The sequence below is a fragment of the Oribacterium sp. C9 genome (assembly GCF_002007235.1).
GTDB lineage: Bacteria > Bacillota > Clostridia > Lachnospirales > Lachnospiraceae > Oribacterium.
The window spans coordinates 168,976-183,086 of sequence record NZ_MUHW01000002.1; the positions used below are offsets into that span (position 1 = coordinate 168,976).

Annotated in this window: 12 protein-coding genes and 1 tRNA gene; 4 read left to right on the forward strand and 9 right to left on the reverse strand. The window is 45.6% G+C overall.

The annotated features are described in order from the left end of the window. Window positions 1-121: 121 nt before the first annotated feature. From BXO88_RS02100 to BXO88_RS02115, 4 genes are all read right to left on the reverse strand, one after another. Window positions 122-1,333 (reverse strand): DHHW family protein, encoded by a 1,212-nt coding sequence (locus BXO88_RS02100; RefSeq protein ID WP_242945128.1) that lies wholly within the window; start codon window positions 1,331-1,333, stop codon window positions 122-124. A 10-nt stretch (window positions 1,334-1,343) separates the two neighbouring features. Beyond that, the gene (locus BXO88_RS02105; protein ID WP_078036123.1) at window positions 1,344-2,795 is read right to left on the reverse strand and encodes an MBOAT family O-acyltransferase; all 1,452 of its coding nucleotides are present in this window, start codon (window positions 2,793-2,795) and stop codon (window positions 1,344-1,346) included. Between the two features lie 264 nt (window positions 2,796-3,059). Beyond that, a complete protein-coding gene (locus BXO88_RS02110) occupies window positions 3,060-3,776 on the reverse strand; it encodes a DUF4358 domain-containing protein (RefSeq protein WP_078036124.1) in 717 nt (238 codons plus the stop codon). A 99-nt stretch (window positions 3,777-3,875) separates the two neighbouring features. Beyond that, window positions 3,876-4,787: a GDSL-type esterase/lipase family protein gene (locus BXO88_RS02115; RefSeq protein ID WP_078036125.1), complete on the reverse strand. Its 912-nt coding sequence runs from the start codon at window positions 4,785-4,787 to the stop codon at window positions 3,876-3,878. Between the two features lie 168 nt (window positions 4,788-4,955). Between BXO88_RS02115 and BXO88_RS02120 the strand changes: the two genes are divergently transcribed. From BXO88_RS02120 to BXO88_RS02140, 4 genes are all read left to right on the forward strand, one after another. Next, entirely contained in the window at window positions 4,956-5,663 is a 708-nt protein-coding gene (locus BXO88_RS02120; protein ID WP_078036126.1) for a flavin reductase family protein, read from the forward strand. Between the two features lie 277 nt (window positions 5,664-5,940). Further along, window positions 5,941-6,011: transfer RNA gene (locus tag BXO88_RS02130), tRNA-Gly, on the forward strand. Between the two features lie 193 nt (window positions 6,012-6,204). Continuing rightward, on the forward strand, window positions 6,205-7,146 hold the full coding sequence (locus tag BXO88_RS02135) for a GDSL-type esterase/lipase family protein (RefSeq protein WP_078036128.1): 942 nt from the start codon (window positions 6,205-6,207) through the stop codon (window positions 7,144-7,146). Window positions 7,147-7,204: 58 nt separating this feature from the next. Next, window positions 7,205-8,167 (forward strand): GDSL-type esterase/lipase family protein, encoded by a 963-nt coding sequence (locus tag BXO88_RS02140; protein ID WP_078036129.1) that lies wholly within the window; start codon window positions 7,205-7,207, stop codon window positions 8,165-8,167. Window positions 8,168-8,251: 84 nt separating this feature from the next. Here the strand turns inward: BXO88_RS02140 and BXO88_RS02145 are convergent, their stop codons facing one another. From BXO88_RS02145 to BXO88_RS02165, 5 genes are all read right to left on the reverse strand, one after another. Then, window positions 8,252-9,211: a D-2-hydroxyacid dehydrogenase gene (locus BXO88_RS02145; RefSeq protein WP_078036130.1), complete on the reverse strand. Its 960-nt coding sequence runs from the start codon at window positions 9,209-9,211 to the stop codon at window positions 8,252-8,254. A 107-nt stretch (window positions 9,212-9,318) separates the two neighbouring features. Further along, window positions 9,319-10,965, reverse strand: a complete 1,647-nt coding sequence (gene ilvD, locus BXO88_RS02150; protein ID WP_044994806.1) for a dihydroxy-acid dehydratase — start codon at window positions 10,963-10,965, stop codon at window positions 9,319-9,321. A 148-nt stretch (window positions 10,966-11,113) separates the two neighbouring features. Further along, window positions 11,114-12,379, reverse strand: a complete 1,266-nt coding sequence (locus BXO88_RS02155; protein ID WP_078036131.1) for a TRAP transporter large permease — start codon at window positions 12,377-12,379, stop codon at window positions 11,114-11,116. Further along, the gene (locus tag BXO88_RS02160; RefSeq protein WP_078036132.1) at window positions 12,379-12,882 is read right to left on the reverse strand and encodes a TRAP transporter small permease; all 504 of its coding nucleotides are present in this window, start codon (window positions 12,880-12,882) and stop codon (window positions 12,379-12,381) included. Before BXO88_RS02160 ends, BXO88_RS02155 begins: the two co-directional genes overlap by 1 nt. A gap of 86 nt (window positions 12,883-12,968) precedes the next feature. Further along, window positions 12,969-14,108: a TRAP transporter substrate-binding protein gene (locus BXO88_RS02165; RefSeq protein ID WP_078036133.1), complete on the reverse strand. Its 1,140-nt coding sequence runs from the start codon at window positions 14,106-14,108 to the stop codon at window positions 12,969-12,971. Between the last annotated feature and the right edge of the window lie 3 nt (window positions 14,109-14,111).

Genomic DNA, 14,111 nt, shown 5'->3' on the forward strand with positions numbered 1-14,111 from the left:
TAGAACAAAAAAGCGGAATCCCGAGACAACGTCTCAGGAATTCCGCTTTTTTTAGCATCCAACAGAAATCGAATCCGCTGAATGAAATTTATTCTTTAATTCTTATCGCCGGATCTCGAAATCAGAATATACCACCTATACCGAGATCTGTATCTATGGTGTTCATATTATAAAGAATCAGAACATCCGTCACCTCAGGGTGCTGATTGATAAATGAAGCAGGTCCGAAACGGTAGTAACGGGTATCGAACACATAGATCTTTTTGTAGTGATTTACAAGGAACGGAACTATAGAGTTTGCATAGCTGTCCTTTACAAGCACCATGACCTTGTCTGAATCCGCTGTCTCATTAGTTATCTCGATGAGGGGATGCAGATTATTCAGGAACATGGAATATTTATCCTTCCTGGAAAGATAATCCTTGTTGTAAAGACTGTCTGTTACTTCCTCAGAATCCTGATAGTTCACTGTGAGCCTGTTTTCAGGATTCTCATAAATCGTGATCTCTTCCCCCGGAACCGTTGTGTCATTGAGCTTTGAGTAAACGGTTCCTCTGAAGCTGTCTGTAACTACTGTTTTTGTAAATGCAGACTCTTCAAGGGGAGTGATACCCATTGCTTCACAATACTGACGGTATGCTATGTATGCACCGAAGGTAGTCCAGTGATGGTCAGTGTGGTAGTAGAGGGGAGAAACATTGGCATCCTCCTTCTCTGTCTGAGCCTGAGCCAAAAGCCCAGGGTAGCAGTCGATACGTTTTATTTCCGGCAATGCTTTATAAATCGCATCCATAGTTTCAAGCTGCTTCAAATCTCCCTTGTCAGGAGCCGCCGCAGGAAGTTTGTCGTTATAGACAGTCACTGCTGTAGGCACCAGCATGAGGGACATGTTGTTCTTCGCATCGGTCGTGATGTCCTGATAGAGCTTCCCGAACTGGTTAATGATCTTCGCTGTCTGCCTGGGTTGTTTGTAAGCTTCAATGAGATAGCCGTCCTTCGCTATGTAGATATCGTTTATCTCCTCTTTTCCGGCAAGTATCTCTGTTTTCGTCTTGAAAGTCATGAACTCATCACGTATAGGAAAGTGGTCCGAAAGATACTTCTGTATGGCTGTCATATACGAGCCATCCTTAAGCGCCTGGAAGGTATATACCGGGGCGAGCGCCAGCTGTCGGTTCTCACTCTCACTGAATTCTTTTTTGGGCGAAATCAGGAACCAGATTCCGAAAACGATGATCATTATTGTTATCATCACGACGGTGATGATGCTTCTTAACTTCATCAGTTCTGATCCGAAGGAAGCATCGTATCTGTTTAATTCTCTGTTTTGCATATCTCCCTCCTTAGAAACGGAAATAAAGGAACGGGTTGTAGGTGTCATTTACAAGGTAAGCTGTGGCAAGGAAGAAAAGTCCCATGTAGCCGAAGATGAGCATAACCGAAAGGACGAACGCTGATGTCCTTGATCTCATCAGTCCTGAACATGTTGCGGTCCAGTGCTCGAGCTTTCCTTTTATCCATGGATAAACAGGGAATGCGATGACACATCCAAGTATAAGCAGGAGGAAGTTGTTCCTTAAGTACCAGATGAGGTTCTCGTTCATGAGAGGAACGCCTCCAAATCCAAACATTATCTGAAGATAATGCTTAAGTTCAGCCATATCATCAAAAACAAAGATAACGAAACCGACAACATAGATGAACATGGCGTAAATGTGCTGAAGTATCCTTGGGAGCTTTTGGAGAGCCTTTCCCCAAATATGCTTTTCCATGGCAAGCAGCACTCCGTAGAAAACACCCCAGAGAATGAAATTCCATGCCGCGCCGTGCCAGAGACCTGTAAGGAACCAAACGATGAACATATTCCTGAGCTGCATCAGAGTACCCTGTCGGTTTCCTCCAAGAGGAATATATACGTAATCTCTGAACCAGGTACTGAGGGAGATGTGCCAACGTCTCCAGAAATCGGTTACTGAAACTGAACTCAGAGGATAGTTAAAGTTCTCAAGATAGTGGAAACCAAGCATTCTGCCCATACCGATTGCCATGTCACTGTATGCACTGAAATCATAGTAAAGCTGGAGAGTGAAGCACACAGCCCCAAGCCATGCGCTTGCAACTGATATCCCTGAATCTCCCGCAAAGGCACTTGCCTTTATGATCTCCCACAAAGAACCTATGGTATTGGCAAGCAGCACCTTTTTGAAAAGTCCCTTAAGGAAGCGAAGTCCTCCTGTTATGAAACCGTCGAAGTCGATATTACGTTCATGAAGCTCCTCGTTAACGGTGGAAAATCTTACGATAGGACCCGCGATCAGCTGAGGGAACATGGAAACGTATGTAAGATAATAGAAGTAGTTCTTCTCTACAGAAACCTCTTTCTTGTAGAGATCGATGGTGTAGCTCATGGTCTGGAAGGTAAAAAAGCTTATTCCTATAGGAAGTCCGAGACCAAAAGGTGTGATGGCTGTGCCAAAAGCGGCATTGACAGACTCGATGATGAAATCTGCATATTTGAAAAATCCGAGAACCGAAAGGTCGATGATCACAGACATCGCGAGAAAAAGCCTGCGAAGGCCCTTTTTATCCCCGGCCTTATCCATAAATCTTCCGAGTGTATAGTCAGACAATGTCTCGAAAAGCATAAGCAGGATGTAGATCGGCTCCCCCCATGCATAGAAAACCAGCGAAAAGGCCAGAAGCACATAGTTCTTCACTTTGAATGGCACCAGATAATATAGTATCAGGCACAGCGGAAGGAAAAAAAACAAAAATGGAATACTACTGAAAACCATAAATAAACTCCGTTTGTGTAGACTTGCTGCGGAACAGAAAACCTCATCATTTGTAGGATAATGTCACTGCCCGCAACTCTCATATATTACAATTAAATGCCTTTAAATAGCAATATGTATAGGGGAAATATAGGTATTCCTGAACTTATACGGGTCAAAAAAGAAAAACGGCAGGTGCCGTCATCACACCTGCCGTTAAAAACACTTATTTTATTGTTCCGCATCCGGATTGTTCAGAAAATCGAATCCGGAAGATCCATAACATCAGCCTACGCTTGATGCGATTGTCTGCTCAATTGCTGCCCCGTTTGATGACATTACAAGGTATACATAATTACCGATAGTCTTTACGGTGCTTGCTGCAACGATCTGATACTGCTCAGGCATATAGTCCTGAAGCTCCTGAGCCTTCTGCTGCTGAACGGCACTGAGCTGTCCTGCAAGTGCTGCAACAGAAGCTGCATCCTTTGCCTTAAGGATAGCTACTGTATCAGCCTTTGTTACATCCTCAGCCATGGCAAATACATAGCCCTCAAGCTGTGAAGCATCGATTCCGTAGTAGTTAGAGATGTAGTTTGCATCAACTGTGATCATACCCGGAAGAAGTCCTGTAACCTTGCTGTAAATAGCACTTGGGTCAGCACCTGTTGACTGGGCTGCAGTGGTCTCCGCAACAGTTGTTTCCTCAGCAGTTGTAGTCTCTTCCTTAGACTCCTTTGTAGTCTCCTCTTCCTTGGTTGTCTCTTCCTCTGTAGTCTCTTCTGCAGCTGCAGTGGTCTCCTCAGCAGCAGTTGTAGTCTCTTCAGTGGCTGTAGTGGTTTCTACTTCAGTTGTTTCAGCGGCTGTTGTTTCAGGTGCAGCTGTTGTTTCCACTGCGGCTGTAGTAACGATCTCTGCTGTAGAAGTGCTTCCACAACCGTTAAGGATCAAAGCGGATGCTGCAAGTACAGCTGCTGTTGTTGCGATAATGTTCTTTCTCATAACCATTCTCCCTCTAGTTTATGTTTTGCACGACCCTTTAAGGGTATAACTTTGTTTGAACTCTTGCATCATTATATAGATTTATTACCGTTTTCTCAATTAAAACTTTAAATGCTCCTCAGCATACTGCTCAAATGTCTGCTGCCATACCGCATAGGCAGAGTTCGTCTGATGAACATACTTGTCACTGCAATACTTAGGTGCCAGGCATCCGGTAGCATCAGTCAGTGGAGTGGCGACATCTATGTATCCCCAGCCGTTTTCCTCTGCCAACGCCTTCATCCTTTCGTTAAGTGCTCTGATGTTGGCATTGTTCAGGTTTTTCTTCTCGGAGCCTTTGTACATAGGTGTGGTGCTTATGATGGTGAAATCCACATCGGGATTTTCGATTTTGATCCTGTCTATAAGCTGCAGGTATTTCTGAACTGTATAGTCCACCCCGTCATAAAGATCGTTTAATCCAAAGAAGGAGTATATATGCTTTGCATTTACAAGCTTTATGGAATCCCAGATATAATGCTGCTGGCCTCCATAAATCGGGTGGGTTGACTTACTGGTGATCTTGGAAAATGCATTGTGAACAGAGTAGCTTCCTCTGGTGAGGAACTTAAGATTCTGGAATATGGGTGCCGTGGAATTTCTTGCAGCATAAAGTGAAAAGCCCATAGCCACAGAATCTCCGATCAGCACAGAATCCTTGTAGTAGTTCCCGATATCTGCAGCATGCTGTGCGATAGCGGCAAGACGGGCCAGCTCCTGTGCCTGCTGCTCCATAAGGATCTCTTCATAAGATTTTGTTTCAGGGACAGCTTCTGTTTCTCCGGGAATCACAGGTGAATATGTGCCGGGAATAGATGTCTCATTGGAATCCGCCCCCACAGTAGGTCCTATGGATTGTGCTAATGCTGTTGTATCCACACCCTGCCCCAAAGGATCCGCATAAACCAAAAACAAAGAGGACACGGATACAGAGATAGTCAGAATTGCAGTAACGATCCGATGTTTTCTCATATTTTCCCTCCTAAATCTGAGAACGTCAGTCTAAAATAATCTTACGACCCAAAATAAGCGATGTCCACTTAAGTATTTATATCGATAATCTGTTAATTTGCTTGACGTGAGTAGGCTTCAAGTTTAGATTAATCTTGATTCAGAAAATATATTTTATTTGGAAGAAATATGGCAAAGATAGCATTTAAGAAACCGGGTAATTTTATCTACCCAGTACCGGCTGTTATGGTCAGTCTAAAAGATAAATCAGGAAAAACAAATATCCTCACCGTTGCATGGACAGGAACCATTTGTTCCGATCCTCCGATGGCATATATATCAGTGCGTAAGAACAGAGGCAGCTACCCGATGCTCGTGGAATCCGGAGAATTTGTGATCAACCTTCCGGACGAAAAACTGGTGAAAGCTTTGGACTACTGCGGAGTCAGAAGTATTACCAAGGTTGACAAATGGAAGGAGATGGGGCTCCATGAAGGAACGGCGACAGTTGTTTCTGCACCGACCATCGAAGAAGCTCCCGTATCCATAGAGTGTAAGGTCACTCAGGTACTCCCTCTCGGGACCCATGATATGTTCCTTGCAGAGGTAGTGGCAGTTCAGGTAGACGATCAGTATATAGACGAAAAAGATGCTTTCCACATGGATCAGGTGGGGCTTGTGGCATATTCTCATGGTGATTACATGTCTCTGGGAGAAAAGCTCGGCAGCTTCGGATATTCTGTCCGCAAAAAGCCTCTTCCCAAAAAGAAGAAAAAAGCATCAGACAGCAAAACCGCACCACAGAAAAAAGCCGTTTCCAAAAATCCGGTTGGCAGATCCGTGAAGAGATCCGGGGACTGGAAAAAAACTGGAAGCCGTAAGAAAGGAGATAAATGATGGATCTTCGGAAAATCAGGAACTTTCTTAACAGAAATCGTAATGTCTTCATCATAATTACCTGTATCCTTATAGCAACTCTCATATACAGATATACAGACAACTTCTATATCAACCTCGTGATATGTGTGATTGCGGTATATTCATATCTTCACTTTTTTAATACTAAGTGGAAGAACAAAAAGTAACGCTTGTTACAGCTAAATATATGAAAAGTATTATTAATCCATGTTGACTTGATTAAAATTAAGAGTAAAATCTAAGACATGTGATTGTTGCAGCTATAGTACATCGGTAGTACATCGGCTTCCCAAGCCGAGGAGGCGGGTTCGACTCCCGTTGGCTGCTTAAATAAAGCGGAATCCTTGAGACGTTGTCTCGGGATTTCGCTTTTTCTTTTTTCGCCTTATTCATCCTTACTCCCTCTATCCTCACTTCATTAATTTGTAATTGATGTGACAGTTGATTTTATAATCCGTATACTTTTCTTGTGCTAAAATGATGCTTGTAAAATTATTGAAAGAATAAAGAGGTCTTTTTTATGAGACGTATGAAAAAAATCGCTACACTTGCTTTAAGTGCCGCTCTTGCCACAGGTACAGGCGCTTTCGGAGCGTTTGCCGCAGCAACCGCACAGGGCATTGACTTAAGCAGCTACTATTCCACCTTCGGTCCCATGTCGGGAGCTCAGGAGGGTTCCACTACTGCCGAAACCTCGGAGACTGCAGTAAGTGCTTCCGCCGAATCCTTAGACTCCATGCATGTATACCAGAACGCTCTCGGAACCTATACAGCTGCAAACGGTGCCATCGTCATCGGACCTTCAGCTTCCATTGATACATCAGCACTTACCGATACACAGAACGCCGCTCTCGACGGACTTTTCCAGAACTCTGTAATCATAGGTAATTCCATCGGTAACGGATTTGCACTTTACACTAAAAAACATTCTGAGGATCCTGTCCTCAAGAATTTCCAGTCTCTTACAGCCAACGGTTACTACATAGAAGGTGCCTTCGAAGAGATCAGCTCCTCAAGCCGTCATCCTTTCTATAGAGGACAGCAGCGCTTCGTATGGGATTCTGTTCAGCTCATGGGCGCAAAGCACGTCTTCCTATCCTTCGGTACTACAGAGGTTCAGTATCCAAGCGTTGTCGAAGATTATAAGAAGCTCATAAATCAGATCCTTGCCGTTAATCCCGGTGTTGACATCACTGTGATCAGTGCAACCTATATTTATCCGGGTAAGTATTACGGAACCATGACCAGTCCTAATGTTAAAACCTTCAACACTACCATGGAGCAGGTATGTATCACCAACGGATGGAACTTCATCAATGTTGCCGACCGTCTCTCTGATGCAAACGGAGATCTCGATCCCGTTTACAGCTCAGACGAGTACATTCACCAGAATGATCTGGCTTACGACATCTGGACCGCTGCTCTCAAGGAATACGGACTTAAGAAACTCGGAATGGCATAAATATTAAAAGACCATGGCATATTCTCACACTTTTCCCGTGGTCTAAAGGAGATTAGATATGAAAAAAACTTTAAGGAGAGCAGCCATCATAGCCGCTGCATCATCCATCATCATTACTTCCGGCATAGTATCACTTGCTGATGGTCCTTCGATCCCGTCAGAAACTGCAGCCGCAACAGCAGAGACCACTGCTGTTACTTCAAGCACGGAAGAGACCGCAGCCACTGATGCTTCAGCTGCATCTTCAAGCAGCTCCGCTTCTGCAGATCTTTCTGCTGACCCTGTACTTACTGCCACAGAGGATCAGCGTGTGGTTGATTTCTATAAGGATTCCATCCTCATCGGAGATTCAGTTGCAGACGGATTCAAGCGATACAGTATCGCCCGAAATCAGAACCCTTTACTTGCAAATATCAATTTTCAGACTCAGGCCCGCTACAGTATCCATGATGAGATTCAGCCCATCGGTACAGAAGGCGTGAACCATCTCTGGTATGGCGGAGCTCAGCATTATGCTTATGAGCTTGTTTCTTTAGTCGGAGCAAAGCATGTTTATCTCTCACTCGGTCTTAATGACATAAAGGGCCGTCCAAGCGAGGTTCTTGCCAACTACAAGTCACTTATAAGCAGCATCGCCGCTGCAAATCCTGCTGCGGACATCACCATCATCAGCACCACCTACATCTATCCTGATGCACAGACCAAGCTCTCCGGCATCAAGAGCTGGGCTTTTGATAACGATACAGTACGTAAGCTCAATGCTTCCCTTCAGGAGCTTTGCACAGCAAACGGCTACGGCTACATAGATATAGCCAACCGTCTTGCAGACGCAAACGGAAATCTGGATCCAAAGTACTGCACAGACAAGTACATCCACCAGAATGCAGACGCTTATGTTATCTGGGTTCAGGCCCTTCGTGAGTATGCGGCAAGTCAGAATTATGCTCATGCAAATGACGTAACTGAGACTGCAACAAAAACATCGGCTGAGACAGTTGCCGAGAATACTGCAACCGCTTAAAACTTTATTTGTATTAAAAATGACGTATGAAACAAGAGTTTCATACGTCATTTTTTCACTTAGATCCACAACACCTTCCTTGGATCAATACCCCTTTTTTGTGTCTATCCTGTTTTTCATTCCGGCTATATCTCCGGAAAGATATTTCTGTAGATTTTCTCCGGTGATCTTCACTATATTCCTGAAGGTCTTTGCAAGGAAAAACTGTCCGGCTATATGAGGAGTGATGATACACCTCGGAGCATCCCAAAGAGGATGATCCACCGGAAGCGGCTCCGGCGATGTGACATCAAGAGCTGCCCCGCCTATCCTGCCTTCACATAAAGCCTCGTTCAGTGCCATGTTATCTACCGCATTACCGCGCCCTGCATTGATAAGAAAAGCAGTTTCTTTCATAAGTCCAAGTCGCTTCGCATCAATGATATCAACATTTTCAGCCGTTCCCGGAAGAACCATGGCGACATAGTCTGCTCTCGGAATAAGCTCATCAAGATGCTCCACCGTTGTAAGCTCATCAACAAAATCAGGTTTTTCATCATGCTGAGTTCTGGTCACACCGATCACATAGCTTCCAAGTGCATGCATTTTCCTTGCATAATGCTTACCTATGGATCCAAGTCCCAGAACGAGGGTTGTGGAGTCCTCTACGGAAAGCACCTTGCCCTCCAGCTGCCATGTTCTCTCCACCTGATGTCTCATGTAGAGATCGCTCTTTCTTGCAAGCATGAAAGAGACTGTCACCATCCACTCCGAGACCGAGGTATCATAAGCACCTGATGCGCTTGTCAGAATAGTCCCTTCTGAAAGCACTCCTTCTTTACAATAGGGATCCACACCTGCGGAATTGGTCTGGAGCCACTTAAGTCCGGGCGCCACGGAAACCACCGCCGGAGAGACATTGCCAAGGATAATATCTATATCCTTTACATCATTTTCATCCACTGATTTCATATCCTTATACAGGAACTCACATCCCCTGGCGATGCCTTCAAGATATTTTTTGTCATCCTCTGTGAAGGGCATCGTAGCTAAAATCTTCATCATGCCAACCTCCTTACAATAAGATCTCCCTTAATTCTTCAGTTATTGTAGCATAAAATAAGGGACGGACTGACGTCCGCCCCAAAGTATCACATGTTATTTTTTCAACATCACTCTACAATAGCTCCTGTATCGGCAGAATGAACCAGCTTCGCATACTTTCTAAGATAACCTGTGAGATTGCGCTGCTCACGCACCTGCATGGTCTTCTTACGCTCTTCCATCTCCTCATCGGAAACCAGAAGCTCGATGGAGTAGTTAGGGATATCGATCTTGATCTTGTCTCCATCCTTTACGTAAGCGATAGGTCCGCCGGCCTGAGCCTCAGGTGAAACATGTCCGATGGCAGCACCGCGGGATGCGCCTGAGAAACGTCCGTCTGTTACAAGGGCAACTGTGGTATCCAGCTTCATGCCTGCGATTGCAGATGTAGGACTCAGCATCTCTCTCATTCCCGGACCTCCTGCAGGTCCCTCGTAACGGATCACAACGCAGTCTCCTGCCTTGATCTTTCCGCCATAGATAGCGCCGATCGCTTCCTCCTCCGAGTTAAATACTCTTGCAGTACACTCATTCACCATCATTTCAGGCGCTACGGCTGAACGCTTAACGATGGAGCCGTGAGGTGCCAGATTACCGTAAAGGACTGCAAGTCCACCCTCCTTAAGATAAGGGTTGTCAAACGGACGGATGACCTCAGGATTTCTATTAACTGCTCCCTGAGTAGCCTCTCCTATGGTCTTTCCGAGAACAGTCATACAGTCTCTGTTTATGAGTCCGTGCTCATCCAGCTCATGTATAACTGCATAGATTCCTCCAGCCTCCATGAGATCCTGCATGTGGTGGTGACCAGCTGGAGCAAGGTGGCAGAGATTAGGAGTTCTATCGGAAATCTCATTGATCTTGTGAAGATCGAACGGGAAACCTGCCTCATGAGCCACAGCCATAAGGTGAAGCGCTGTATTTGTCGAGCATCCGAGAGCCATATCTACTGTGATGGCATTCTCGATGGTCTCCGCCTTGATGATATCTCTCGGACGGAGATCCTGCTCCAGAACCTTCATTACCTGCATACCGGCAGTCTTTGCCAGACGGATTCTCTCCGAATATACAGCCGGAATGGTTCCGTTTCCCGGAAGAGCCATACCGAGGACCTCACAGAGTGAATTCATGGAATTGGCTGTAAACATACCAGAGCATGAACCGCAGGTCGGACAGCAGCTGTTCTCAACATCCATAACTCCTGCCTCATCCATAAGACCTGCCTTGTAGGCGCCGACTGCCTCAAATGCCGTGTTCAGGTCGCGCTGATGGAGTGAGAGCATAGGTCCGCCGGAAACAAATACGCATGGAAGATTGAGACGAAGTGCAGCCAGAAGCATTCCCGGAACGATCTTGTCACAGTTAGGGATAAATACAAGAGCATCAAGAGCATGTCCTGTAGCCATACATTCGATGGTGTCAGTGATGAGCTCACGTGATGAAAGCGAGAAGTGCATACCGTCATGTCCCATGGCGATACCGTCACATACTGCGATGGTGTTGAACTCAAGGGGTGTTCCTCCTGCCATGAGTACGCCATCCTTTACAGCTCTTGCGATCTGCTGAAGATGCTCATGTCCAGGAACCACCTCGGTAAAGGAGTTTACGATACCTATAAGGGGACGTCTCATCTGCTCATCTGTGAGTCCGTCTGCCTTTAAAAGTGAGCGGTGTGGGGTATGCTCTATTCCCTTCTTAACTAAATCACTACGCATAATTATTTCCTCCTGAATTATGAACGCCTGTCTCAATGTCTATCCCCTGAGTCAACGGCTATTTTCATGCTCTTTCATCCATAAAAGAAGCTGCAACAAAAACTCTTTTTCTATTATATCCTTACTGCAATTTCATTGTCACACTTTTTTAACCCACTATAAGAGCCGGTATGAAAAGCGGAAGATACAGTATAAGGAAGAATATCAGTATAAGTCCCAGAAGATAAGGCACGATTGCCTTTGATATCCTGGTTATGGGCAGACCCGTTATTCCCGACGCCACGAATAGATTTATGGCTACCGGCGGTGTGATCATTCCTATTCCCAGGCCCACAACGAAGACTATTCCGAAATGTACCAGATCCACCCCCATCGCCTTGATAAGAGGCAGGAATACAGGAGTAAGAAGTATGATGGCAGAGGATGTCTCCATAAAGACTCCGGCTATAAGGATGATGACTCCTATGAGAAACAGTATGATGAACTTGTTATCAGAAACCGAAAGCACTGCCTTGGAAATCGCCTCCGGGATCTTCCAGTTGGCAAGTACCCATCCAAAGGGACCTGAGAAACCTATGATAAGCATGATGACCGAAGAGGTCTTTGCCGAATTCATCATTATCTTCATAAGATCCTTAGGTTTCAGATCACGATAAACGAAGAATCCGATGACTATGGCATAGATAACGGCAACATCCGCAGCCTCTGAAGGTGTGAAGTATCCGGAGAAGATACCTCCGAGAATGATGAGAGGCATAAGTATGCCCCATACCGCATGGATAAATGTCTTAAGAACTGTCTTTATCTCAAATTTAGTACCCTTTGGATATCCAAGCTTTCTCGCCTCTGTGAGGGCTATGATAATGAGTATGGCACCCATGGCAAAGCCCGGACCGAAACCGTTTCGGAAAAGAACATTGACAGACTGTTCTGCGATAACCGCATAAAGCACCATGGGAACAGACGGCGGGATAACTACGCCGATGGTTCCAGCTGCTGCGATGAGGGCTGCTGATTTATCAACATGATAGCCTCTCTTTTCAAGCTCCGGTATGAGGGTTGCTCCGACAGCCGCTGTAGTTGCTGCACCCGAACCTGAAATAGCCGCAAAAAACATACCTGTAAGTACAGATACTATGGTGAGTCCTCCTCTTATCCATCCAAGTAGCGACTCTGCAAACTCCACCAGAACCTTGGAGACCGCTCCCTTTGACATCAGATCACCTGCAAGGATAAAGAAGGGAACCGCAATGAGAGAAAAGGAATCCTGTGCTGTGAAGATACGCTGCACCATCATAAGTGCCGGAACTCCCCCAGCAAGAAGGGTTATGAAGGCTGCGATGGCGATGGTAAAACCGACAGGAACCCCCAGAAGCAAAAGTACCGCAAAGGATATAAAAAGTATCGCTGCCATCAGCTTTCCACCTCCGTATCATTAGTCAAACGGAAAAACAGCTGGAGAAAAGCATCCAGCGCATGTACCGCCATAAAGCCACAGCCGAAATCGATACCCAGATAGATAAATCTCATAGGCCAGCGAAGTGAAGGTGAAAGCTGAGTTCCCTGCTTTCCGAAATATTTTACGCCATAAAATACCACAGCCACACAGAGAACGAAGCATAGAGCGTGAACCAGCAGCTGCATACCTCTTTTTACGCCTGCGGGAACAGCATCCTGAAGCACAGTTACAGCTATATGTCCTCCATGCTTATAAACGCATCCTGCTCCCAGCATCGAACACCATATAAGCAGATATCTCGTTGCCTCCTCAGACCACTGAAGGGACTGGAAGAACATACGGCACACTATCTGTGCACCTGTGATTATTACCATCAGAAGCAGCATGACAAAAATGATATATTCCATCACCTTATCAAGAGTCTCTGATAATTTGTGAACAGATTTGACAAATCCCACTTCGATTGCCTCCTTTATCCGAAAACATCAGCCCATGTTAAATATGGGCTGATGCTGTACCACCTGTTTCCATGGGCTTTTTACTATTAACCTACAGTTGCGATAACCTCGTTGATCTTCTTAACGTACTCATCGTACTGAGGATAAGCATCATAAACTGACTTTACAGCCTCCTTGAAGGAATCAACATCAGGATTTTCAACGATCTCCATACCGTTATCCTTCATAGCCTGAAGCTGTCCTGCCTCCTGATCTGCCACCCATGCTCTCTCATACTCTGCAGCCTGCTGCGCGGCATCAAGGAATACCTTCTGTGTGTCTGCATCGAGAGAATTGAACTTGTCGAGTGACATGGTGATAATGGCTGTTGAGTAGCTGTGTCCGTCGAGAGTCACATACTTCTGTGACTCCCAGAGCTTATAGGAATTGATTACGTTGATAGGATTTTCCTCACCGTCAACAGTTCCCTGCTGAAGAGCTGTAAGACAGTCTGCCCATGCCATCGGTGTAGCATTGACACCCAGTGCCTCAAAAGCCTTCTGATATACTTCATTCTCCATTACACGGATCTTAAGTCCCTTGAGATCCTCAGCCTTTTCGATAGGACGGACATTGTTTGTGAGATTACGGAAGCCTCTCTCTGCATATGCAAGACCCTTGAGACCTGAACTCTCCAGTGTGTCAAGAAGCTCACGGCCTACCTCACCGTCAAATACAGCATATGCCTGCTCCTTGTTGGCGAAAAGATAAGGCATGTCGAGAACTCCCATGTCCTGTGAGAAGTTTACGAATGGACCTGATGTTACGATACCCATATCAAGGGTTCCCATCTGCATGGACTCAAGCATATCTCTCTCGCCGCCCAGATCTCCGTTAGGGTGGATCTCGATGGCATAGGCACCATTTGTGTTCTCCTGTACGAGTTCTGCGAACTTAACGGCTGCGATCTGGAATGAATCCTGCTCATTTACTGTTGTACCGAGCTTGATGACTGTTGCACCATCAGGAATCTCAGGAGCTACGTTTGATGCATTTGATACATCCGATGTGTCAGCTGCAGCCTTTGTCTCAGTTGAAGCGCCATCCTTGGCTGCCTCTGTAGCTGCTGCTGTTTCCTTTGCCGCTTCTGTGGCTGCCTTTTCAGGTGCAGCGCTGGAACCGCATGCCGCCATAGACATTACCATTGCTCCTGCCATAGCCATCGCCATAAATCTGTTCTTCTTCATTGT

Excerpts from the sequence above, each read along its gene's own strand:
- BXO88_RS02105 (WP_078036123.1), bottom strand. The coding sequence starts at position 2,795 with ATGGTTTTCAGTAGTATTCCATTTTTGTTTTTTTTCCTTCCGCTGTGC.
- BXO88_RS02110 (WP_078036124.1), bottom strand. The coding sequence starts at position 3,776 with ATGAGAAAGAACATTATCGCAACAACAGCAGCTGTACTTGCAGCATCC.
- ilvD (WP_044994806.1), bottom strand. The coding sequence starts at position 10,965 with ATGCGTAGTGATTTAGTTAAGAAGGGAATAGAGCATACCCCACACCGC.
- BXO88_RS02100 (WP_242945128.1), bottom strand. The coding sequence starts at position 1,333 with ATGCAAAACAGAGAATTAAACAGATACGATGCTTCCTTCGGATCAGAA.
- BXO88_RS02145 (WP_078036130.1), bottom strand. The coding sequence starts at position 9,211 with ATGATGAAGATTTTAGCTACGATGCCCTTCACAGAGGATGACAAAAAA.
- BXO88_RS02155 (WP_078036131.1), bottom strand. The coding sequence starts at position 12,379 with ATGGCAGCGATACTTTTTATATCCTTTGCGGTACTTTTGCTTCTGGGG.
- BXO88_RS02120 (WP_078036126.1), top strand. The coding sequence starts at position 4,956 with ATGGCAAAGATAGCATTTAAGAAACCGGGTAATTTTATCTACCCAGTA.
- BXO88_RS02140 (WP_078036129.1), top strand. The coding sequence starts at position 7,205 with ATGAAAAAAACTTTAAGGAGAGCAGCCATCATAGCCGCTGCATCATCC.
- BXO88_RS02165 (WP_078036133.1), bottom strand. The coding sequence starts at position 14,108 with ATGAAGAAGAACAGATTTATGGCGATGGCTATGGCAGGAGCAATGGTA.
- BXO88_RS02135 (WP_078036128.1), top strand. The coding sequence starts at position 6,205 with ATGAGACGTATGAAAAAAATCGCTACACTTGCTTTAAGTGCCGCTCTT.
- BXO88_RS02115 (WP_078036125.1), bottom strand. The coding sequence starts at position 4,787 with ATGAGAAAACATCGGATCGTTACTGCAATTCTGACTATCTCTGTATCC.